This window comes from Sorangium sp. So ce131 (assembly GCF_051519095.1).
GTDB lineage: Bacteria > Myxococcota_A > Polyangia > Polyangiales > Polyangiaceae > Sorangium.
In genome coordinates this window covers 2,811,069-2,834,374 of record NZ_CP150455.1, presented here as the reverse complement: position 1 = coordinate 2,834,374, position 23,306 = coordinate 2,811,069, and the positions used below count along the sequence as shown (strand labels likewise).

Below are 23,306 nucleotides of genomic sequence, written 5' to 3'. Positions count from 1 at the left end.
GGCGCCCGGGCGCGCGCCGCCCGGGGCGCTCCGGAGCGGGCGATCACGTCGCCTTGCATTGTCACAATTCTGTTGCTACAGAATTAATAGAAGTTATCGCAGGGGGTTCGTACCGCCATGACCCTGGGATTGGACCTCGATTTCGGGCGTTTGCCTGCGCTGGAGCGGAGGGGGCTCTGGCCCGGGGCGACGAAGCAGAACGACGGCCGCGGCGCGGAGCAGGGGCCCGCCGCCGGGGGCAGCGCGGGCGCGGAGCCCGGTCTCTCGGGGCGGGAGCTGCGCATCGCCGCCGCCGTCGCGGAGGCGGCGATGCCGCCCGGCCGCTTTCTCGGCGGCGCGGGCGCCGAGACCGCCAGCCGCCTCTCGGGGTGGCTCTCCGCGATCCCGCCGCACCTCGGGCAGGGGCTGCGGGCGGCGCTCTGGGCCCTGGAGCTCGCCCCGGTGCCGATCCGGCTCCGGCCGCTGTCGGCCCTGCCGCTGGAGGAGCGGATGGAGGTGCTGCGCGGCTTCGAGCAGAGCCGCAACCGGGCGCTGCGGGCGCTGCTCAAGGCCGTGCTCACGCCGCTGCGGTTCCTCCACTTCGACCGGCCCGAGATGTTCAAGCACGTCGGCTGCCGCTACGAGCTGCCCACGGTCCGGGACGAGGAGCCCCGGTGGCTCGCGCAGGTGACGAACGGGCGCGAGATCGAGGAGGACCTGGAGCTCGAGTGCGAGGTCCTCGTGATCGGCACCGGGGCCGGCGGCGCGGCCGCCGCCTACGAGCTCGCGTCGCGCGGGCACGCGGTGCTCATGCTCGAGGAGGGCGACTACCACCGCCGGTCGAGCTTCACCGGGCGGCCGGCGCGCGCGTACCGGGACATGTACCGGGATCACGGGCTCGCCGTGGCCCTGGGCAACGTGGGGATCCCGGTGTTCGCGGGGCGCGCCGTCGGCGGGAGCACCGTGATCAACTCGGGGACGTGCTACCGGGCGCCGGAGCGCACCTTCGCGTCGTGGCGCGAAGGGATGGGGCTGCCGGCGGAGTTCTCGTCCGAAGGGCTCGCTCCTTATTATGAGCGGGTCGAGCAGATGCTCCGGGTCGCCCCGGCCGATCCGCTGCACCTCGGGGCGATCGGGCCGATCATCCGGCGCGGCGCGGAGCGGCTCGGGTACCAGCACGGGCCGCTCGTGCGCAACGCGCCGGACTGCGACGGGCAAGGCCTCTGCTGCTTCGGCTGCCCCACCGGGGCGAAGCGCTCGACCGACGTGAGCTACGTGCCCGAGGCGCTGAAGCGGGGGGCGCAGCTCATCACGGCGGCGCACGTCAGGACGATCGACATCGTGGCAGGCCGCGCGCGGGGGGCGACGGCGACGCTCGGCAGCGACGTGAGCGCCGCCGGCCGGGCGAGCAAGGGCAGCAGGCGGCGGCCGCGGCTCGTGGTCAGGGCGGAGGCCGTCGTGGTGGCCGGAGGGGCGCTCATGACGCCGCTGCTCCTGCGCCGGAGCGGCGCGTGCCTGTCGAGCGGGATGCTCGGCAAGAACCTCTCGATCCACCCGGCCTCGAAGGTGATGGCGCTCTTCGACGAGCGGATCGATCAGTGGCAGGGGATCCCGCAAGGGTACCAGATCGACCACTTCGCCGACGAAGGGCTGATGTTCGAGGGAGGCTCGCTCCCGTTCGACGTCGCCGCGCTCGCCGTGCCCTGGACGGGGCACCGCTACACGGAGCTGATGGAGCGGTACCCGCACCTCGCGACGTTCGGGTTCATGATCAAGGACACGAGCCGGGGAGAGGTCAGGCCCGGGCTCGGCGGCTCGCCGCTCGTGCTCTACACGATGAACCAGGAGGACACCGCGAAGATGCAGCGCGGGATCGAGCTGCTCTGCGAGGTGTTCCTGGCCGCCGGGGCGCGGCGGGTGCTGCCGCTCGTCGCCGGGTGCGACGAGGTGAACAGCCCCGCGGACCTGGAGCGGCTCAGGGCGCGGCAGATCAAGGCAGGCGACCTGGACGTGGCCGCGTTCCACCCGCTCGGGACGTGCCGCATCGGGGTCGATCCGCGGTCGTCGTGCCTCGGGCCGGACCACCAGGCGCACGACGTCGCCGGGCTCTACGTGTGCGACGGGAGCGCGATCCCCTCGTCGCTCGGCGTGAACCCGCAGATGACCATCATGGCCATGTCGCTCCGCGCGGCGCAGATCATCGGGGAGAGGCTCTCGAGCTGACGCGCGGCCCCCGGGCAGGCGCGCCGGGCCGGCGGATCGGGCGAGGCGGCGGCGGGCCGGGGCGGCGGCGGGCCGGGGCGCGGCGAGCGAGGCCCGCTCGTCAGGCCGTCGCCGACGTCGCCTCGACGACGGCGGGAGACCGCGGCTCTTCCTTGCGGCGATCGCTCTCGATGCGCCCGTCGCGCATCGTGACGACCCGGGGCATCGACTCCGCGAAGCCGAGGTTGTGCGTCACGACGATGATCGTCGTGCCGTGCCGGCGGTTCACCTCGAAGAACAGCTCGTGGATCGAGCCGCTCGTCGTCGTGTCCAGGTTGCCGGTCGGCTCGTCGGCGAGGATCAACTTCGGCGACAGGACGAGCGCGCGCGCCAGGGCCACGCGCTGCTGCTCGCCGCCGGACAGCTCGCCCGGCCGGTGGGTCGTGCGCGCCGCGAGGCCGACCTCCGCGAGCAGCGCCTTGGCGAGCGGCTCCATCTCGCGCCGCGTCTTGCCCTGGATGAGACCCGGCATCATCACGTTCTCGAGCGCGTTGAACTCGGGCAGGAGGTGGTGGAACTGGAAGACGAAGCCGATCGTCCGGTTCCGGATCGCCGCGAGCCGCGCGCTCGAGAGGCCGGTGAGCTCGTCGTTGCCGAGCCGGATCCTGCCGCTCGTCGGGAGGTCCAGCGTGCCGATGCAGTGGAGGAACGTGCTCTTGCCGGCGCCCGAGGGGCCCACGAACGCCACGACCTCGCCCTGGTTGATGACGATGTCGAGCCCGCAGAGCACGTGGAGCTCGTGGCCCATGTGGACGAACGTCTTGCGGAGGTCTTCGACGACGACGAGCGGAGTGGACATGGGGTGATTACTCGTAGCGGAGCCCCTCGACCGGGGAGAGCTTCGAGGCGGCGCGGGCCGGGTAGAGGGTGGCGATGGTGCAGATGAGCATCGCCGCCACCGCGACCATCGCGTAGTCGGCGCCGTTCACGTTCACGGGCAGCCGGTCGATGTAATAGACGTCCGGGTCGAGCCGGACACCGAACCAGGACAGGCCCGTGCAGATCGCCAGCGCGGTGCCGACGCCGTAGACGGTGCCGATGGCGCCGATGATGACGCCCTCGAGCATGAACACGCGCATCACCATGCGATCCGAGGCGCCGAGCGCCTTCAGCACGGCGATCTCCTTGCCCTTCTCGGTGACCATGAGCAGCAGCGTGCAGACGATGCAGAAGCTCGCGACGGCGATGGCGATCGACAGGATGATGAACGTCGCGATCTTCTCCAGCTTGAGCGCGCTGAAGAGGTTCCGGTTCATCTCCATCCAGTCGCGGACGCGGAGCTCGACGGGCCGCTTGCCGTCCGGCGGCGGCTCCTCGTCCGCGCTCGCGGCCACCGCCGCCTCCACGGACGGGCGGACCTCCTTCACGCGCTCCGGATCCGGGACCCGGATGTCGATGTGGGTGATCTTGTCCTCGAGGCTGAAGAACTTCTGCGCCTCGTCCATCAGCACGTACGCGTGCGTGACGTCGTACTCGTACATGCCGCTGTAGAAGATCGCCGCCACGCGGAACTTGCGGGAGCGCGGCATCACGCCGGTGGGGCCGAGCTCGCCCATCGGCGAGAGCAGCGTCACCTCGTCGCCGACCAGCACGTGGAGCGATTTCGCGAGCTCGCGGCCGATGATGACGCCCGGGTACACGCGCGTCTGCTGCTTCAGGTAGTCGCGCACCGACGGGTCGGTGTCCGACGGAAGGCGGAAGTCCGGCCCCTTGAAGTACGGCTCACCGCCCGGGCCCCGGCCGATGATCTCCTCGGGCGGCAGGGTCGTCAGCTTCTCGGGATCGCGCAGGTAGTCGAACTTGCCGACCTCGATGTTGCCGAGGAGGTCGATGACCTGGCCGATGGTGTCCGGATCGATGCCGCGGACGAGGGCGCCGGCGGTGTTCGAGGCGCTGGAGCCCATCGCCTCGCCGGCCACGATCGGCGTCGCGGCGCCGCCGTGGGGCGCGAGCGCGACGCGCACCCTGGTGAGCTTGTCGTCCCAGTCGCCGAAGCCGCCGGAGCGGGGGACGTCGACCACGATGTGCGCGTTGTTGCCGAGGATCTTGCGCTTCAGATCGGCGCCGAAGCCGCCCATGATGCTCGTCACCGAGCACAGGGCGCACGAGCTGACGCCCACGCCCGCCATCGACAGGACCGCGATCACCGTGAGGAAGCCGCTCTTCGAGGCGCGCACGTGGCGCGCGCCGACGAAGGGCACGAAGCTCCGGCGCTCGAGCGCGTCGAGGATGATCGGCAGGAGCGCCGAGAGCACGAAGTACAGGAAGACGACGCTCGAGACGAGCGCGGTGAAGCGGATGACCTCCTCCGTGGCGCTGGGCGAGACGAGCCGGCTCACGGGCATCCGGACCGTGAGCGCCGCGGAGACCCCGAACGTCACGCCCACGAGCGCGCCCCACCACCAGAGGAGCGCGCGGTACAGCCCCTTGCGGACGGAGAGGCTCCCGACGACCGCGTAAATCACGCCCGCGGCGGTCACGACGCCCAAGATGATCCACTTGAGGATCGGATGGATCGGCAGGACCACGACCCAGAGCATCCCGACGGCGAGCGAGGAGAGGAGAAAAACCAGGCCCAGGACCCTGGCCACCGTGCGGACCTTGGGTCTGCGGACGACTCTGGCGATGACCAGCCAGAGGATGCCGGTCAAGACGTCCCCGCCGAGGGCCTGGGCGGTCTTGATCGGGTCGGTCGTCAACGTGGCGCGGACGAGCCCGAGGAACCCGGGGCTCTTCGGCGGCACGTCGGGCGTGAGGATCGAGAGCGCGAGCAAGCCGCCGCCCACGAGCGCGATCGCGATCCCGATGCGCGCGACGAGCGGGCGCCGGGGCTCCAGCTCACCCCGGTCGCCGACGCGGGTGACGCCGCGCCACGCGAGCAGGAGGACGCCCGCAGCCACGGCGGCGAGCAGCGCTACCTGCAAGGGCTTGGAGAGCTCGATCACGCGTCGGTCTCGGGACGGAGCAGGGGGAACAGGATGACGTCACGGATGGACGTCGCGCCGGTGAGGAGCATGGTCAGGCGATCGATCCCCATGCCGAAGCCCGCCGTCGGCGGGAGGCCGTGCTCCAGGGCGCGGACGTAATCCGCGTCGTAATCCATCGTCTCCTCCTCGCCCCGCGACTTCTTCGCGACCTGCGCGCGGAAGCGCGCGTCCTGGTCCTCGGGGTCGTTGAGCTCGCTGAACGCGTTGCAGAGCTCGCGGCCCTCGATGAAGAGCTCGAAGCGGTCGACCAGCGTGGGATCGCTGTCCTTCTTGCGCGCGAGCGGGGAGACCTCGAAGGGATAGTCGATGATGAACACGGGGACGCTCTTGTCGCCCGCGTCGGTGCGGTAGTCCCGCGTGAGGAACGGCTCGACCACGTACTCGTAGGCGCAGAAGACGAGCTCCCCAGGGGACTCGCACTTCTTCGCGCCCGCGCGGAAATTCGTCCAGTCGATCTCGCGCCCGGCCGCCTTCGCCGCCTTCGCCCACTCCTTGATCGGGGCGTCGTCCGCGGCGATCCGCTGCGGGACGTCGGCGGGCAGGCCCGATTTCTCGAGGGCGCGGGCGAGCCCCTCGGTCATGGGGACGCGCGCAAAGCGATCGAGCGAGTACGGCCGCTGCGCGGCCCACGCGGCGTGCTCGGCGGGCAGCCGCTCGGCCAGGCGGGCGTCGACGTGGCGGAGCATCGCCTCGGTCGCGTCCATCAGGGTCTCGTACGTGGCGTACGCCTGGTAGTACTCGAGCATCGTGAACTCGGGGTTGTGCCGCGTCGAGAGCCCCTCGTTCCGGTAGCAGCGGGCGATCTCGTAGACGCGCTCGAACCCGCCGACCACGAGGCGCTTGAGGAAGAGCTCGGGCGCGATGCGCATGAAGAGCTCGAGATCGAGCGCGTTGTGGTGGGTCTTGAACGGCTTCGCGGCGGCGCCGCCGACGAGCGTGTGCATCGTCGGGGTCTCGACCTCGAGGAAGCCGCGCGCGTCGAGGAACTCGCGGAGCGCGGCGACGATCGCGGTGCGGGCGCGGAAGACGCCGGCGACGTGCGGGTTGGCGACGAGATCGACGTACCGCATGCGGTAGCGCGCCTCGACGTCCTTGAAGCTCGTCTTGGTGGGCAGCGGGCGGTAGGCCTTCGTGAGCAGCCGCAGGCGCCCTACGCGGATCGAGAGCTCGCCCTTCTGGGTCGCCATCGCGACGCCGCGGGCCTCGACGAAGTCGCCGAGGTCGACGTCCTCGAGCCGCTCGAAGTCGGCGAGGCCCCCCTGCTCGCAGTAGAGCTGGAGCTCGCCGGTGCGGTCGCGCAGCCGGACGAAGGTGACGCCGCCGAACGAGCGCACGAAGAGGACCCGGCCCGCGACGCGGAACGGGAGCGGATCGACGCGCGCCGGGTCGTAGCGGTCCGCCGCGGCGGCGGCCCGCTCCGGCGCGCCCGCGTCGGCGGGACGCGGCTCGGCCACGAGGCGCGCGCCGTCGAAGCGGGCGCGGACGGCCGCGAGCTCGGTGAGCGGCTCGCCGGAGGTGACGTCGTTGGCGAACGGGTTCTCGCCGCGCGCGCGGAGCCGCGCCGCCTTGGCCTTGCGCGTGGCGATCAGCGTCTCCTCGGCGCGCGCGGCCTCGGCGGCCTCCTTGGCGAGCCGCTCGGTCTTCCGGTCGTTCGGCTTATCGTTCCGCTGGCTCACGCGTCGTCCTCCGCGACGGCGCCGCCCTTCCGCAGGGAGCCGCCCGCCGCAGCGAGCAGGTAGGCCTCGATGAAGCGATCGAGGTCGCCGTCGAGCACGCCGTCCACGTCGGTGGCGTCGGTGGAGGTGCGCACGTCCTTGACCAGCCGGTACGGCGCGAGGACGTAGTTCCTGATCTGGCTGCCGAAGTTGATGGCGCTCTTCGCGGCGTTGTAGGCCTGGACCTCGGCCTCCCGCTTCTGGAGCTCCATCTCGTAGAGCTTCGCCTTGAGGACCTTCATCGCCATCGCGCGGTTCTGGTGCTGGCTGCGCTCGGCGCGGCACACGATGTTCAGGCCGGTCGGGAGGTGCCGGAGGCGCACGGCCGTCTCGACCTTGTTCACGTTCTGCCCGCCCTTGCCGCCGGCGCGCATCGTCGTGATCTCGATGTCCTTCTCGTTCACCTGGATGTCGATCTCGTCGTCGCTGTCCGGGGTGACCTCGACGGCGGCGAACGCGGTCTGGCGCGTATGATCGGCGTTGAACGGGCTCATCCGCACCAGGCGGTGGACGCCGGCCTCGGAGCGGAGATAGCCGTACGCGGCGTCGCCGCTCACCGTGAACGTGACCGCGTCGATGCCGGCCTCGTCGCCGTCCTGGTAGTCGATGATCTCCGTCTTGTAGCCCCGCCGCTCGCAGAAGCGGAGGTACATGCGGAGCAGCATCGACGCCCAGTCCTTCGCGTCGGTGCCGCCGGCGCCCGGGTGGATGCTGACGATCGCGTTGCCGCGGTCGGCGGGGCCGGACAGCATGCGATCGAGCTCGGCCTTCCGGAGGCGCGCGGCGATGGCGTCGGCCTGCGCGTCGGCGTCGGCGATGACCCCCTCGTCGCCCTCGGCGGCGCCGAGCTCGAGGTACTCCGAGAGATCGTCGATCTCGCGGCCGAGCTTCTGCGCCATCTCGAGCTTCGACTCGACCTGGGCGCGCTTGCGGAGGACGGCTTGGGCTTTTTCCTGATCGTTCCAGAACCCGGGCGACAGCGTCGTCTGGGTCAGATCCTGGAGCATCCGTTCGAGCTTGGGGACGTCAAAGATGCCCCCTTAGCGCCTCAAAGCGCCTTTTAATGTCCAGGACTTTCTCGCGGGTCTCGGAGAGCATGGCGGGGGATCTATTCGATCTCGCCGGGGATCGCCAGGAGAGACCGACGGGGCGCGATCGCTACGGATCGAGGCCTTGCCTGCACGCGACCCGGAGCTCGTCGAGCGCGGCGACGAGCGACTCCCGCTCGTTCTTCCATGCCGGCGAGCTGTCCTCGGCGTCGCGCCGGCGGAGGTGCTCGCGGGCCTCGTCCCAGAGCGGGAGCGGCGGATCGAGCGCGGGCACGCGCCGGCGCACGGCGTCCGCGAGGCGGAGCACGCCGCTCACGCGGGAGAGCGCCTCGCCGAGCGGCACCTCGCCCGCCTTGCAGCGCCGGAGCAAGCCGCACTCGTAGCTGCTGCACACCGAGAAGCGCGTCTCGTAGACGGTGCACTTGCGGTCGCGGTGGCAAGGGCACGGCAGCCGGAAGGCGTCGTGGTACTGATTGCAGGCGAGCGGCAGGCGGAGCTTCTCGGCGAGCGGGAGCTCCCCCTCCTCGAGCGGGGCGACGTCGAAGAGCAGCCCCGTGCAGCACAGGCCGCACGCGGTGCAGAGGTCCGAGCCGCTCGGCCCGGCCTCGGGGGCTTCGCTCGCTGGGGGAGAGCTCACCCGCCCTCGCTTGGCATGCGCGCGGCCCGGCGTCGAGCCGCGCGCGCGCCGAGCGAAGCGGGCGAGGTCCGCGCGACGCGCCGGCGGGCCTCGCCCGCCTGAGGCGCGCGGCGGGAGGTTCAGTACGCGATCTCGGAGTACGGGCAGCGCGCCTGGAGCGCCGCCGCGTCGCACTCCGCGGGCGGCATGCAGTTGAAGAACTCGGGGCAGCTCTTGTCCTGCTCGCAGCCGCAGCCGCAATCGCTCTGGAAATAGGTGGTGTTCTCCGGGCAGACGAAGTCGATGAGCGGGCAGATCTCCCGGTCGTCGGCCACGTAGTCGCGCCACCACTCGCCTTCCGGGTCGCACGCGCACGCGCGCGCGGTGCACGCGACGCCCCCGTCGGCCGTGCACGTGCAGGTGTTGCAGCCGTCGTCGGACGGGAACGTGTCGCCCGGCGCGTAGGTCACGCCGCCGTAGTCGCAGCCCGGCGGGCAGTACCGATCCGTGCAGATGAGGCGGCCTGCCTCGTCGCAGGTGCAGGTGTTGCAGCCGTCGAAGAGCTCCTCGCCCGGCGTGCAGCTCGGGCACGCGATCTTGGTACAGCCGACGTTGCCGCTGCCGGAGGGGTCGCACGTGCAGGTGTTGCAGCCATCCGAGGCGGGGAACGACGCGCCGGCGGGGTGCTCGACGCCCTCGTAGGTACAGCCGGACACACACAGCATCAGCGTGCAGGCGACGGTGCCGTCCTCGGTGCACGTGCACGTGTTGCAGCCATCCGCGTCGGGGAACGAGTCGCCAGGGCTGTAGACGGCGCCATCCACCTCGCAGGTCGCGCCGCCGCCGCCGATGGTGACGTTGCAGCCCGCGAGCGCCAGAGGGGCAGCGACGGCGATCGAGAGCAGGGTGCCGAGGTGAGACCAAGAAAGTCGGTGAGCTGTCATGGGCTTCGCTCCTGTGCCAAACAATGCCAACACCACGCCTGAAGAAGCCGGGCCTGGAGGCCGCGGTCAGGCCGTTGGCGATGTGACAAGGAAAAAACGTGCCACGCGCGCCGGAGCACGGAGCGAGGGGCACCTGCGCGGCGGGGCCAGGGCGACCCGTGCGGGGGCGCGAGGCGCGCAGGGCGCCGCGCGCTGATCGACGAGCGCGAGCTCAGCGCGCCGCGAGCTCTCCGTCGTCCTCCAGCACGATCTCGCGCAGGTGATCGAGCCCGACGGAGCCCGAGCCGATCACCTTGGCGTGGAACGCCTTCAGATCGAACGCCGCGCCCTGCCGGCGCCGGAGCTCCTCGCGCAGCTCCAGGATGACCCGCTCTCCGACCTTGTAGGAGATGGCCTGTCCGGGCCAGCCGAGATACCGCGTCGCCTCGCTGTGCGCGTGATCCAGCGTCAGGAAGGCCCGGCTGTGGAGGTACTCGACGGCGGTCTCATAGCGCCACGCCTCTCCCGCGTGGAGCGGGGCGCTCCGGGGGATGGGCAGATCCAGGTGCATGCCGATGTCGAGCACGACGCGGTAGGCGCGCGTGAGCTTGCCCGCGAGCATGCCGAGCACGTAGTCGGGGCGCTCGAAGTAGCCGAGCTCGTACATCAGCTGCTCGGCGTAGAGCGCCCACCCCTCGGCGTGGCCGGAGTACATGACCAGGAAGCGGTGGAGCCGGCTCAGCCGGTCCTCGAGGTACACCTGGAGCCCGCACTGCAGGTGATGACCGGGGAACCCCTCGTGGTACGCGGTCGTGATCTCCTCGTAGAGCGGGAACTGCTGCTTGTCGCCGGGGGCGTACCAGACCGTTCCGGGCCGCTTGAAGCCGTCGCTCGGGATCACGTAGTAGGCGCCGAGCGGGCCGCCGGGCGGCGCGAGCTTCACGTCGATGCGGCGGATCGGCTCGGGGATGTCGAAGTGGGTGCCGTCGAGCTCGGCGAGCGCCTTGTGCTGGCGCTCGAGCATGAGGCGGAGAAACTCGTCGGGGCTGTGCGCGCACCGGGCGGGGTCGGTCATGAGGAGATCGATCACCTCGGGCAGCGACGCCCCCGGGCGGATCTCGGCGGCGAGGCACGCCATCTGCGCCTCGATGGCGTGGACCTCGGACCAGCCCCAGGCGTAGGTCTCGATCGGGTCGATGCTCGCGCCGAGGAAGCGGCGCGCGAGGCGGAGGTAACGCTCCTCGCCGACCGCATCCGCGGCGCGCGCGCTGGGCAGGTACGTCTGCTCCAGGTAGCCGGCGAGCCCGCCGAACGCGGCGCGCGCCCGCTCGACCCCGGACGCGAGGCGCGCGCGGCCCTCGCTCGTGGCGACGCCGGACGCCTCGTAGGCCGCCGGCAGCGTCAAGAAGAACGACGCCTCGCCCGCCTGGCGGCGCGCCTGCTCGACGACGGCGCGCACCTGGCGGCGCGCGACGACATCGCCCGTGCGGCGCCCTTCCTCCAGCGACGCGCGGTAGCTGTCGCAGGCCTGCGAGAGGGTCGAGAGGCGCGACGCGATCGCGTCCCATCCGGCGGCGCTCCGGGTGTCCATCAGGTCGAAGACGACCCGCATGTGCTGGAAAGCGGACTCGATGTTGTTGAGGTCGCGCAGGTGCTCGCCGTGATGGAAATCGTCGAGCCGCTCGTCCAGGTAATCGGCCATGACGCGGCGTGCGAGGCGGCTCCACCGCGCCTCCGGTCCGCGGGGGAGCGGCGGGAGCGCCCGGAGGCGCTCCTGGAACGACGCGAGCGTGGAGGCCCAGGCAGCGGCGCCGCTCGGGCTCCAATCGTTCCAGGCGCCGTCATCGCAGGGGACGCCCGCCATGGTGGCGTCGGCAGGGCACCGGGCAGCGAAGGCTTCGACGAGATCGTCGCTGAGGGCGAAGATCGGATCGCGCGCGTCGTGGTTCTGGCTCACCGCGACAGCATAGGCGGGCGCGCCCCGAATTTCTCCCTGCGCGCGAGACGATCCGGCGGGTCTTCGTTACGCTTGCCGGAGGGGAGGCCGCCCGCGCCGCCCCCCCGGGAGCGACATGATCCACCGCAGCCTGTCAGGCGAGCTCCATGACGACCCCCGGCGCTCCGGCGCCGCCTCGCGCCCGCGCCCCCCCTCGCGGCCGCGGCTGTCGCGGCCGCCGCCGGGTCGGCCGCGCCGCCGGCGCCTCGCCGGCCTGGTCGCCGCGGCGGCGCTCGCGGCGCTCGGCTGCGGCGCGGGCGCGTCCAGCCAGCCGGCCAGCCCGGCGACGCAGCCCGCCGCCCCGATGACGCCCGCGCAGATCGCCGCGCGCGCCACGCCGGCGGTGGTCACGATCCGCGGCGATGGGTCGCTGGGGGCGGGCTTCCTCGTCCGCGAGGACGGCTGGATCGCGACGAACTTCCACGTCATCGCGGGCGCCGCCGACCTCAAGGTGATCCTGTGGGACCAGAGCGAGCACCCGGTGCTCGAGGTGCTCGCGTTCGACGAGGACCGGGATCTCGCCATCGTGAGGATCCACGCGCGGCGCAAGCTCCCGCTGCTGCCCCTCGGCGACAGCGGCGCGGTCCGCCCGGGCGATCCGGTCGTCGCGATCGGCCACCCGCTCGGGCTCGCGGACACGGTGTCGAACGGCCTCGTGAGCGCGGTCCGCGTGGTGGACCCCGCGCTGACGCTGCTGCAGATCTCCGCGCCGATCGCGCCGGGCTCCTCGGGCGGGCCGCTCTTCAACGAGCGCGGCGAGGTGATCGGCGTCGCCGCCGCGGTCGCGACGCAGGGCCAGAACCTGAACTTCGGCGTTCCCGCGGCCTACCTGAAGAAGCTGCTCGTGCACCCCGATCCCGTCCCGCTCTCGACGTTCGCCGCCGAGACGGCCGAGGAAGGGACGGCGCTGCCGCCGGTCAAACGCGCGGTGCCCCGCCACGCGCTCGCGCTCCTCCGCGGCTGCACCGAGGACGACCTCCTCGTGCTCGCGCGGACGATGGACGGCGCGATCCAGGTCGGCTCACCCCTGTACAACCAGGGTGATTTTGCGTCCTGCTACCATATTTACGAGGGCGCCGCGCTCGACATGGAGCGCCGGCTCGGCGCGGCCTGCAAGGGCCCGAAGCAAGCGCTCGCCGAGGGCCGCCGCAAGGCGGCGGGCCTCGACGACAACGCCGCCCAGGCCTGGGCGATGCGCGACGCGTTCGACGGTCTGCTGGACGTGATCCTGCGCAAGGTGCACGGCGACGTGGAGTGAGCGGCGCCGCGCCGCGATCGCTCCAGGGCGTGGCGCGCGCCGCGCGCGCCGCGCCCTGAAGCGCAGCCTTCTCGAGGCTAGTCGAGGTGCGCCTGCGCCGGCCGCGCCCCCTCGGGCGCGACCGCGACGCGCGCGGCGGCGCCGTGGTGGCCCGCCGCGGCGATCCCCTCCCCCACCGGAGCGACGCCGCCAGACCCCGTCCCGCGGGGCTCGCCCTGGTCGTCGTTGCCCCGCATGAAGGGCAGGACCCGCTTCAGCCACGACGAGACGTCGTCGAACAGCGAGTAGGCGACCGGCGTCGCGAGCAGCGTCAGGAGCAGCGCCAGGGTCTGCCCGCCGATGATGACGAACCCGGTCGCGCGGTTCGTGCCCGACCCGGCGCCGCTCGAGGCGACGAGCGGGATCATGCCGGCCACGAACGCGAGCGTGGTCATCAGGATCGGCCGGAGCCGGTCGCGGTTCGCCTCGAGGATGGCCTGCGCCCGCGGCAGCCCGTGCTCGCGCAGCTTGATGGTGTGATCGATCTGGAGGATCGAGTTCTTCTTCACGATGCCGAACAGCACGACGATGCCGAGCAGCGAGAAGATGTTGAGCGACTGCCGGAAGATGATGACCGACACGAACGCGAACGGCAGCGTCAGCGGCAGCGAGAGCAGGATCGTGATCGGGTGCAGCCACGACTCGAACTGCGCGGCGAGCACGAGGTACATGAAGACGAACGACAGGAGCAGGGCGACGAGGAAGCTCTTCATCATCTTGACGAGCTCCTTCGACGCGCCGACGGGGCCGGCGGAGTAGCCGGGCGCGAGGTTGAGCTGCGCCGTGGCCTTGTCGAGCTCCTGGACGACCGTCTGCTGCGAGTAGCCCGCCTCGAGGTTCGCCATCAGCATGACCTGCCGCTGGCGGTTGTAGCGCTCGATGCGCGACGGCCCCGTCCCCTCCGTGAACGTCACCACGTTGTCGAGCGTCACCGCGCCGAGCTTCGTCGACGGGACGGTGATCTTCGCGAGGCCCTCCTTGTCGGAGCGGAAGCTCGGCAGCGCGCGCGCGTGCACCTCGTACTGCTCGCCGCCTTCGTTGTAGGTCGACACCTTGTACCCGCCGACGAGCAGGCGCAGGGTGCTGGCCACGTCGCCGACCTGCACGCCGAGATCGGCCGCCTTCTTGCGGTCGATGACGACGCGGATCTCCGGCTTGCCGACGAGCAGCGACGTGTCCGGATCGACGACGCCCGGCATCGCCTTGAGCTTCTCGAGGAGCGCGCCGGAGTACTGGCCGATCTTCTGGAGGTCGGGCCCCTGCACCTGGTAGGCGATCTGGGTGCTCTGGCCGCCGGAGAAGGCGGGCACGGGGCCGATGGTCGCCCGGAGGTGCTCCGCGTCGAACTTCGGCTGGAGCTCGCGCCGGGCGCGATCGATGAGGTCCTGCTGCGACAGGTCGCGCTCGCCCGCCGGCGCGAGCTTCACGTAGATGTTGGCGAGGTTCGGCGTCTTCTGCGGGTCGTCGCCGATCGTCGTCAGCGTGTAGAGCACGCCGGGGAGCTTCTCGAGGTCCCCCGCGATCCGCGTGGCGGTGACGCGCGTCCCGTCGAGGCTCACCCCCTCGGGCGCGCGCAGGCTCACCTGGAACTGCGACTCGTCCTCGATCGGGAGGAAGTTGAACTTCGCGAGGCCGCCGAGCACCGGGATCGAGACCAGCGCCAGGAACGAGGCGAGCACGATCACCCAGCGGTGCGCCATCGACCAGCGGAGCAGCGCCATGTAGCCGCGCTCGATCGGCCCGTAGAAGCGCGACTCCTTGGAGCTGCCGGCGGCGTGCTTCTCCGGCTTCTTCAGCCATCGCGCCGAGAGCATCGGCGTCAGGGTGAAGCTCACGATCAGCGACACCAGGATCGAGAACGCCATGGTGAGGCCGAACGAGTTCAGGAAGCGGCCGACGATGCCGCTCATGAACGCGACCGGGACGAACACCGCGATGAGCGAGAGCGTCGTCGCGAGCACCGCGGGGCCGATCTCCTTCGTGCCCTGGAGCGCCGCCTCCCAGGGGCTCACGCCCTTCTCCTCGATCCAGCGGTAGCAGTTCTCGAGGACGACGATCGCGTCGTCGATCACGATGCCGACCGCCAGCGTCAACGCGAGGAGCGTGATCCCGTTGAGCGTGAAGCCCGCCACCTTCATCAGGGCGAAGGTGGAGATGATGCTCGTCGGGATGGCGATCGCGGAGATGATCGTGCTGCGGGCGTTGGCGAGGAAGAGCGCGACGATGATCGCGGCGAGCAGCGCGCCGAGCACGAGGTGCTCCTTGACGGCGTTGACCGAGTTCTTGATGAACTCGGACTGATCGCGGGCGATCACGATCTCGTAGCCCGGGGGGAGGCGCTTCTGGAGGTCGCTGATCCGCGCCTTCAGCCCGTCGATGACCTCGACGGTGTTCGTCCCGCTCTGCTTGCGGATGCTGAGGAGCACGGCGGGGTTCAGGCCGCGGAAGCCGGCGGACTCGGGCTCCGCCATGCCGTCCTGGACCTCCGCGACGTCGCCGAGCCGGACGGAGTAGCCCTCGCGGTTCGCGAGCACGATGTCCTCCATCTGCTCGACGGACTGCACGCGGCCGCGCGTCCGCAGGGTGAGGGCCCTGCCCCCTTGCTCGATCCGTCCGGCGGGGATCTCGACGTTCTGGCTCGCCAGCGCCTGGGCCACGACGCCGCCCGTCAGCGCGAACTTCTCGAGCTTCTCCGGGTCGATCCAGATGTTGATCTGCCGGTTCCGGCCGCCGATGAGCAGCACCTGGCCGACGCCCGCGAGCGACTCGAGCTCGCGCCGCAGCGTCTTGTCGGCGAACTCGGTCACCTCGCGGACGTCCGCCTTCGGGGACGAGACGGCGAGCGTGAGGATCGGGGCGGCGTCCGGATCGAGCTTGCCGACCGTCGGCGGCTCGATCCCCTCCGGGAGCTCCGCGAGGATGCCGTCGACCTTGTCGCGCACCTCCTGCGCGGCGACGTCGACGTCCTTCTCGAGCTGGAAGGAGATCATGACCTGGCTGAGCCCCTCGACCGACACGGAGCGCAGCTCGTCGATACCGCTGATGGTGTTGACCGCCGACTCGAGCTTGTCGGAGATCTCCGTCTCCACCTCCTCGGGCGCCGCGCCGGGGAGGATGGTCGTCACCACGATGAACGGGAACTCGACCTTCGGGAACCGATCCACGCCGAGGCCGAAGTACGAGAACGCCCCGAGCACCGTGAGGAGCAGGACGATCACCGAGGCGAACACCGGCCTACGGATGCAGATTGCCGCGAGCCACTGCATGGTCGCTACCTTTCTTCAGTAATGCGGGCGCGGGCGGGTCACTGCGCCGCCGCGACCTCGATGCCGTCCGCCAGCTCGCTCACCTTCTCGATCGCGACCTCGTCCCCCTCGGAGAGCGGGCCGATGACCTCGACGAGATCCTCGACCTTGCGGCCGGTCTTCACGAGCCGCTCCGTCACGCGATCACCCGCCTTCACGAACACACGCGCGCTCGTGCCGGAGGTGCCGACCGCCGCCTCGGGGACGAGGAGCGCCTTTTTTGACTCGCCGGTCAGAGCCAGCTCGCCCTGCGCGAAGAGGCCGGGGCGGAGCTTCCCCTCGCTGTTGTCGAACTCGGCCTCGACGGGCAACGTGCGCGACGACGCCTTGAGGCTCGCGCCGATCCGCTTCACGACGCCCGGGAACGTGCGGTCGGGGAAGGCGGCGACCTTGACGTTCACCGGCTTGCCCAGCTCGACGCGCGCGATGTCCGCCTCCGGCACGTCGATGAGGAGCCGCAGCGGGTTGTCGCGGACCACGACCGCGACCACGCGGCCGGGGCTGGCGAACTCGCCGACGCTGATCCGCTTCTCGGCGACGGCGCCGTCGAAGGGCGCCCGCACGGTCGTGTCGGAGACGGCCTTCGAGGCGAGCCCGGCCTGCGCCTGCGCGGACGTGAGCGCCGCGACCGTGGCGCGGATGCCGTTGACCGCGGCGTCGTACTGCGCGGCCGCGTTCTGGGCCTGCGTGCGCGCGGCGTCCCAGGTCGCCTGGGCGACGGCGCCCTGATCGAAGAGCTGCTTCACGCGATCGGCCTCGGCCTTGGCGAGCTCCATGCTCTGCTTCGCGGCCCGCACCTCGGGCACCTGATCGGGGTCGATCCCCTTCGGCGACGCCCCCGGCTGGAGCGCGAGCCTGGCCCGCGCCTGCGCCACCGCGGCCTCGGCCGCCTGCGCCTGGAGCGCGCCGTTGCGCGCGTCGAGCACGACGAGCGGATCCCCCTTCTTGACCCGCGAGCCCACGTCGACGTTGACGCTCAGCACCGAGCCGGCGACCTGCGTGGCCACCTCGCTGGTCTCGTCGGCGACCAGGGTGCCGCTGATGTCGAGCGTCTGCGCCAGCGGGCGGGAGACCACCTTCGCGAAGCGCACGGCGGGCTTCTCGCGCGGCGCGGCGGCGTCGCGCGTCGGCGACGGCTGCGCGCCCGCCTCCGACTTTCGGCAGGCGGTCAACGTGGGCGCCGCGAGCGCCGCGAGCAGCGCCGCCAAGAGGGTGGCGCGGGAGTAATGCGAGGCGGCGCTACGAGCGCCGGTGGCCCATCGAGCGATCGGGAGCTCGTGTCCGCAAGCAGGATGTTTCATGGGGAGTCCGCCCGGGTTCTTGCCAGCGCCTGCCGGTGCGGTCCAGGAGCAAAGCCGGCGGGCACCACAGTAGGGGGCTGACCGGCCGGTCATCAAGGGGGGTCATCCGAGCGCATCTCCGTCCGCCTCGCACCTTGGACCGACGTGTCCGTGAAATTCGTGCTGCGCGGCGCCTGCGCGCAAGGCAGCCCGGGAAAACCGATGAACGGCGGGTCATTGCGCCGAGCGAGGCCCCCGTGCACGCTGAAAAAGCGCTTCCGCGCCGGGAGATCCCGCGCCGGGGCGCCAACGAAATGCGCGCTGCGACGTCGGAGCCAGCGGGCGCGGGGAGCGCGCCGCGAGCAGTGCTGTCGAAAGATTGCAATACAGATGAAACTCGCAGTTGCTCCAACGTGGTGCAGCGCCGGTCGTGAAGGTGGCTGAGCTGGAGGGCGACAGGCGGTGGGAGAGCGCGTTCAGCGCCACGGGTCGAAGGCGTCGCGGAGCGCGGGGCCGGGCAGCTCGGCGAGGAAAGGGTCGAGGGCGCAGAGCGCGTCGATCCAGGCAGCGTCGGCGGGCGCGATGGAGGGCTGCTCGGCGAGGCTGGCGAGCCGGGGGGCGCGGGCCGCGTGGGCGCGGACGCGCGCCTCGGCGTAAGGGATCATCTCCCCGGTGGCCATCATGAAGGCCCAGTCGCTCGATTGCAGGAGGAGGAGCTCGCGGATCGCCTGATCCAGGGCGCGGCCGGGGAGGCCGACCGCGCCGCGGCAGCGCGAGAGCGCGCCACGCACCGCGCGCTCGGCGTGGTGGACGTGGCGCCACAGGCGCGCCGCGCTCGGTCCAGTCCAGAGCGAGCCGAAACCGCCCTCGCCCCACGTCGAGGCGGCGGGCTCGACGACCTCCACGGGCGGATGGCGCTCGAGGTAGGCGCCGAGCGTGATCGGGACGGCGCGGTCCGACGCCGCGAGGCGCCTGAGGGCGTGCTCGAGGAACTCGGGGCCTTCGAGCCACCAGTGGCCGAAGAGCTCGGCGTCGTACGGGGCGACGTGGATCGGGGGGGCCGGGGCGCCGCGGGCCGGTCCGAGCGCGGCCTCGCGGCGGGCCACGAAGTCCGCGGCATGGGCGCGCGCCTGCGCGGAGGCGCGGGCGGGGTCGTAGGGCTCCTTGTGGGGGCCGGGGCCGGTCACGCGGTGGAGCTTGAGGCCGGTCATGAGGCGGGTGCCGCCGGGACCGAGCTCGCGGTCGAGGTCGCGCTCGGGCAGATCGTGCCCGGCGTCCCGGTAGAACTCGCGGTAGACGGGGTGGCCCGGGTAGCCGGCGTCGCGCGACCACACCTCGCGCGCGCTGGCGTGGTCGCGCCCGAAGCACACGACGCCGGCCGGCGAGAGCACCGGGACGGCGGCGCCGGCGGACGGCGCCGGCGCCGCGAGCTCGAGGCCGTGGGCGTCGAGGACCGTGAACTGGACGCCGGCCGCGGCGAGCTCGGCGTCGAGGCCGGGCGCGTAGGCGCACTCGGGGAGCCAGAAGCCGGCGGGCTCCGGCGCGCCGGTGAGGGCCGCGAAGGCGCGGCGGCCGAGCCGGATCTGCGCCCGGATCGACGCGGGCGCGGGGAGCAGGCCGGGGAGGTAGGCGTGCGTGGCGGCCGTGGTGATCAGGGCGATGCGGCCGGCGTCGGCGTGGCGGACGAGGGCGCCGGGGACGTCGCCGCCGAGCGCCGCCCAGGCGCTGGACGCGGCGTCGAGCCGCGCGCGGTAGAACGCCGCGGCCGCGGCGAAGCCGCTGCCCGCGACGCGGGACTCGACCCGGGCGGCGAGCGCGGTGAGCCGGCGGAGGTGATCGTCGAAGCGGCGAAGGAGCAGCTCGTCACGCAGCATCGCGAGGAGCGGCGGCGAGACGGAGAGGGTCAGCGGGGCGACGACGTGATCTTCGGCGAGGCGATCGAGGACCCCGAGCAAGGGGAGGTAACACTCCCAGAGCGCCTCGAAGAGCCAGCGCTCCTCGAGCGAGCGGGCATGCTCGGGGTGGCGCACATACGGCAGGTGGGCGTGGAGGACGAGGGCGACGTAGCCCGGCATGGAGCGCTGCGGTCGGCGGCGGGAGGGCGCCGGCGGGTGGGGTCTCGCACGGATGCGCCGCAGCGGAAAGCGCGCGGGCGGCGCCGGGCACTGCGCTTGGTGGCTGCTCGGCGGCGGCTCGGCGGCTACGAGGTGGCCTGGCCGTTCAGCGCGGCGTGGCTCGGCGCCTCCTGATCCGGCGCTGGCTGGGCTTCCGGCGTCTCCTCCGGCTGGGGCGCCTGCGCCTCCGGCTCGGACGACCGCGCCGCGCGCGGCTTGAGGACGTCGCGCGTCGCGGATCCGGGGACGAGCTTGCGGATGCCCCTGTTCTTGCGGCGCGCCTCCGAGAAGCTGCGCATCGCGACGGCCATCTCCCGCAAGAGCCGCCCCTCGGCGCGCACCACGGCCGTGGCGTCACGTTGTCCGGGGTCGCCCGCGGCGCCGTCGCCCGCGGCCTGGGTGGCGTCGGCCGCAGCGCCGTCGGCCGCAGCTTGGGCGGCGCCGTCGCCCGCGGCGCCGTCGGCCGCCGCGCGGGCGCCGTCGGCCGCCGCGCGCTCGAGCTCGTCGGCGGCGCGCCAGGCAGCCTGGGCGTATGCCTGGGTGAGGCCAGCCGACGCGACGAGGGCGCGATCCACGTCGCTCCCCCGGCGCAGCCAGTCCTCGGCGAGGCCGGCGAGGGCGCGCAGCGACGCCGCGAGATCGCGGGCCTCGTCCGCCGCCCCCTGGGCCTTCGCGAGCGCCTCGACCTCCGCCTCGACCCCGCCGGCCAGCTCGGCCAGCACGCTCGTGAGATCCTCGCGGAGCTCCAGCGACGCCGCCCGCGCCTGCTCTCCGAGGCGGCGCGCGGCGGCGGCAGGGTTTTGCGCGCTCTTGTACGACGCGCGCGACTTCGCGAGCTCGAGGAGGCACTCGAGCAGCCAGGTGAAGCGCTCCTCCGAGTACCGAAGCCCCTCGTGCGGCTCGCCGAGCGTCTTCTGGATCCGCGCCGCCCACTCCAGCCCCTCGCGGAACACGGGGCCGCTCTTCGCGTGGCCCCCGAGCTCGTCGCACTGCACGTCCGAGAACCGGCTCCGGAACGCCGCGCGCTGCACGTCCGTGAGCGGTCGCCTGAGCCGCAGCAGCTGCTCGACCTGCGCCCGCTCACCCGCCCACGACGCCACCCCCGCGCCGCCACGCTCCGCCTTCGCAGGCTTCTCCGCCCCGGCGCTCGGCTTGGCTCGACCCTTTTCGCCCTTGGACTTCATCCGGGCAAGTTACCGTTTTGCCCACAGTTCGTCACCGGCATTTCATGTACGCACCTCGGGCTCAGCCGTGGTGGACGTGGGTGCCGGCCCTACCCCTTCTTGAGCTGCGCCCCGAGCTCCTCGCCCAGGCGCGCCGCTTCGCGCGCATCGCCCGGCCACGCGATACGTCGCTCCGCCGTCCGCAGCCGGGTGCCGTCGGGCTCGGCGAGCAGGCCGCGGAGCCACAACGCATCGCCGGCGCGCACCGCGTAGGCGGCCACCGGCGTCCGGCAGCTGCCCTCCACGGCGGCCATCACGGCCCGCTCCGCGGTGACACACACCGTGGTCTCGTCGTCGGCGAGCCGCGCCAGGACGTCGTGCACACGCGCGTCCTCCACGCGGCACTCGATGCCGAGCGCCCCCTGGCCGATCGCCGGCAGCGACACCTCCGGCGAGAGGACCTCCGTGGCGCGGCCTTCGAGGCCGAGCCGCTTCAGGCCGGCGAGCGCCAGCACGATCGCGTCGAACGCGCCGTCCGCCACCTTGCGCAGCCGGGTGTCCACGTTGCCGCGGACCGGCTCGATCTGGAGGTCCGGGCGCGCGGCGCGCAAGGCGACCGCCCGGCGGAGGCTCGAGGTCCCGATCCGGGCGCCGGCCGGCAGCTCGGCGAGCGGAGCGCCGCTGCGGGTCACGAGCGCGTCGCGCGGGTCCTCGCGCGCGGGGATGCAGGCGATGCGCAGCGCCGGGGCGAGCTCGGCGGGGACGTCCTTGATCGAGTGGACCGCGAAGTCGGCGCGCCCGTCGAGGAGCGCCTCCTCGAGCTCCTTGATGAACAGCCCCTTGCCGCCGATGTCCTGGAGCGGGCGATCCTGCGTCTTGTCGCCCGAGGTCACGACCTCGAGCTCGCGGAGGGAGAGGCCAGGCACCGCCGCCTCGAGGGCACGGGCGAAGGCGCGGGACTGGGCGAGGGCGAGCGCCGAGCGGCGCGTGGCGAGGGTGAGCTCCATGTCGGTCACGCTTCTTTTAGCCCAGCCGCCCGCGCGGCCGCGGCAGGATTCGCGACCGCCAGCACGCCGGCCTCGGCGGACGGGGCGCGCGCGCCGGGCTGCCGGGCATAGACGCCGTGGTCCTCCGCGGCGGACGCGCGCGGCCCTGCCTGGCGAGGCGGGGCGCCGCCCTCGGCGCGATCGGCGGCGGCGCGCGGCTCGGCCTCGCGGGCGGGCAGCGGGGTGCGGCCGCCCTCGGCGGGGGCGCGCTCCGCCTCGGCGAGCCCCGGAGCCAAGGCGGCGTCGGCGTCGACCCGCGCTCCGTCGATGTCGAAGAGCTCCCGGAGCGAGTCGACGTGGTCGGCGACGCGGGGGTCGCGGGCCAGCGCGCGGAGGCGGGTCGTGGGCACGTGGAGCAGCTTGTTCGTGGCGGCGTCGACCATCACCGCGAGGGCCTGGCGCTCGGCCGGGCCGAGGTGCCGGAGCTTGCCGGCGAGGCTGCGCTCGACCTCGGCCGCGAGGATGGAGCGCGTGCGCGCCCGGAGGCCCACGATCGTGGGGGTCAGGGCGCGCTCGAGCGTCCACGCCTCGAAGGCCTGCGCCTCCTCCAGGACGATCGCCTCGGCCCGCGCTGCCTCGGCGGCGCGCCCCTCCATCGACTGCGCCACGATCTGCGTGAGGTCGTCGACGTCGTAGAGGTAGACGTTGTCGAGCTTGTTGACGGCAGGGTCGATGTCGCGCGGGACGGCGATGTCGATGAGGAACAGGCTCCTGCCCTTCCTCGCCTTGCGGGCCCGGCGCACGAGGTCGAGCGTGAGCACGTAGGTCGGGCTCGAGGTCGACGAGACCACGATGTCGGCGTCGACGACGGCGCGCTCGAGATCGGCCCAGGGGCGGGGCTCGCCGCCGACCTCGCGGGCGAGCGCGGCGGCGCGCTCCGGGCTCCGGTTCACAACGAGGAGGCGGGCGCCGGCGCGCACGAGGAGCTTCGAGGCGGCCTCCGCCATCTCGCCGGCGCCGACGAGCAGCGCGGTGTGGCCGGCGAGGTCGGCGAAGATCTGGCGGGCGAGGTCGATGGCGACGCTGGAGACCGAGACCTGGCCCGCGCCGATCGCCGTCTCGGTGCGCACGCGCTTGCCGACCTTGATCGCCCGGTGGACCGCGCGGCCGAGCTTTCCGCCGAGGGTCCTCGCCTCGCGGGCGATCTCGATCGCCTCCTTGAGCTGCCCGAGGATCTGCGGCTCGCCGACGACCATCGAGTCGAGCGAGGCGGCCACGCGGAACAGGTGGCGGACGGCCTCGCCGCCGAGGCGGCCGGCGAGGTGGCCGCGCACGGCGTCCCCGCCCATGCCGACGAGGACCGCGGCGACCGCGTGCAGCGCCTCGTTCTGGAGCGAGAGCTCCTCGTCGGGCGAGGCCGGCGGCGCGCTGCCGGCGCGGGCGGCCCCGGGCGCCCGCGCCGAGGCGTAGACCTCGACGCGGTTGCAGGTCGAGAGCACGACGGCCTCCCCGATCGCAGGCTGGGCGGTGAGCCGCGCGAGCAACTCGGGGAGGCGCTCCCGCCCGATCGCGAGCCGCTCGCGCACCTCGATGGGCGCGGTCTTGTGGGACAGACCGACGAAGATCACCGGGCG

15 protein-coding genes are annotated in these 23,306 nt (G+C 72.6%); 2 read left to right on the top strand and 13 right to left on the bottom strand.

What is annotated here, in order from left to right; all coding sequences use genetic code 11:
• Positions 1-117: 117 nt before the first annotated feature.
• On the top strand, positions 118-2,202 hold the full coding sequence (locus WMF43_RS10430) for an FAD-dependent oxidoreductase (protein ID WP_437679381.1): 2,085 nt from the start codon (positions 118-120) through the stop codon (positions 2,200-2,202).
• 100 nt (positions 2,203-2,302) lie between these two features.
• On the opposite strand, the gene WMF43_RS10425 is transcribed toward WMF43_RS10430, so the two are convergent.
• The 7 genes from WMF43_RS10425 to WMF43_RS10395 form a co-directional block, all read right to left on the bottom strand.
• Positions 2,303-3,040, bottom strand: coding sequence for an ABC transporter ATP-binding protein (locus WMF43_RS10425; protein ID WP_437679379.1), 738 nt, complete (start codon positions 3,038-3,040; stop codon positions 2,303-2,305).
• A gap of 7 nt (positions 3,041-3,047) precedes the next feature.
• A complete protein-coding gene (locus WMF43_RS10420) occupies positions 3,048-5,186 on the bottom strand; it encodes an FtsX-like permease family protein (RefSeq protein WP_437679377.1) in 2,139 nt (712 codons plus the stop codon).
• On the bottom strand, positions 5,183-6,904 hold the full coding sequence (gene lysS / locus WMF43_RS10415) for a lysine--tRNA ligase (RefSeq protein WP_437679375.1): 1,722 nt from the start codon (positions 6,902-6,904) through the stop codon (positions 5,183-5,185). Before lysS ends, WMF43_RS10420 begins: the two co-directional genes overlap by 4 nt.
• A protein-coding gene (gene prfB, locus WMF43_RS10410; protein WP_437679373.1) for a peptide chain release factor 2 occupies positions 6,901-8,041 on the bottom strand; the annotation gives its coding sequence in 2 pieces (ribosomal slippage) (positions 6,901-7,971 and positions 7,973-8,041; 1,140 coding nt in all). Before prfB ends, lysS begins: the two co-directional genes overlap by 4 nt.
• Positions 8,042-8,101: 60 nt before the next feature.
• Positions 8,102-8,629 carry a hypothetical protein gene (locus tag WMF43_RS10405; protein WP_437679372.1) on the bottom strand — a complete coding sequence of 176 codons (528 nt, stop codon included), beginning with the start codon at positions 8,627-8,629 and terminating at the stop codon, positions 8,102-8,104.
• Between the two features lie 119 nt (positions 8,630-8,748).
• The gene (locus WMF43_RS10400; RefSeq protein ID WP_437679370.1) at positions 8,749-9,552 is read right to left on the bottom strand and encodes a hypothetical protein; all 804 of its coding nucleotides are present in this window, start codon (positions 9,550-9,552) and stop codon (positions 8,749-8,751) included.
• 211 nt (positions 9,553-9,763) lie between these two features.
• Positions 9,764-11,488, bottom strand: a complete 1,725-nt coding sequence (locus tag WMF43_RS10395; RefSeq protein WP_437679368.1) for a DUF885 domain-containing protein — start codon at positions 11,486-11,488, stop codon at positions 9,764-9,766.
• A 115-nt stretch (positions 11,489-11,603) separates the two neighbouring features.
• Between WMF43_RS10395 and WMF43_RS10390 the strand changes: the two genes are divergently transcribed.
• Positions 11,604-12,785: a S1C family serine protease gene (locus WMF43_RS10390; protein WP_437679366.1), complete on the top strand. Its 1,182-nt coding sequence runs from the start codon at positions 11,604-11,606 to the stop codon at positions 12,783-12,785.
• A 77-nt stretch (positions 12,786-12,862) separates the two neighbouring features.
• On the opposite strand, the gene WMF43_RS10385 is transcribed toward WMF43_RS10390, so the two are convergent.
• From WMF43_RS10385 to hemA, 6 genes are all read right to left on the bottom strand, one after another.
• The gene (locus tag WMF43_RS10385) at positions 12,863-16,090 is read right to left on the bottom strand and encodes an efflux RND transporter permease subunit (RefSeq protein ID WP_437679364.1); all 3,228 of its coding nucleotides are present in this window, start codon (positions 16,088-16,090) and stop codon (positions 12,863-12,865) included.
• A 38-nt stretch (positions 16,091-16,128) separates the two neighbouring features.
• Positions 16,129-17,430 carry an efflux RND transporter periplasmic adaptor subunit gene (locus WMF43_RS10380; RefSeq protein WP_437679362.1) on the bottom strand — a complete coding sequence of 434 codons (1,302 nt, stop codon included), beginning with the start codon at positions 17,428-17,430 and terminating at the stop codon, positions 16,129-16,131.
• A gap of 455 nt (positions 17,431-17,885) precedes the next feature.
• A complete protein-coding gene (locus tag WMF43_RS10375) occupies positions 17,886-19,484 on the bottom strand; it encodes a glycoside hydrolase family 57 protein (protein ID WP_437679360.1) in 1,599 nt (532 codons plus the stop codon).
• 125 nt (positions 19,485-19,609) lie between these two features.
• Positions 19,610-20,707 carry a hypothetical protein gene (locus tag WMF43_RS10370; RefSeq protein ID WP_437679358.1) on the bottom strand — a complete coding sequence of 366 codons (1,098 nt, stop codon included), beginning with the start codon at positions 20,705-20,707 and terminating at the stop codon, positions 19,610-19,612.
• An 89-nt stretch (positions 20,708-20,796) separates the two neighbouring features.
• Entirely contained in the window at positions 20,797-21,702 is a 906-nt protein-coding gene (gene hemC / locus WMF43_RS10365) for a hydroxymethylbilane synthase (protein WP_437679356.1), read from the bottom strand.
• Complete coding sequence (gene hemA, locus WMF43_RS10360; RefSeq protein WP_437679354.1) at positions 21,699-23,300, bottom strand: glutamyl-tRNA reductase; 1,602 nt, start codon at positions 23,298-23,300, stop codon at positions 21,699-21,701. Before hemA ends, hemC begins: the two co-directional genes overlap by 4 nt.
• Between the last annotated feature and the right edge of the window lie 6 nt (positions 23,301-23,306).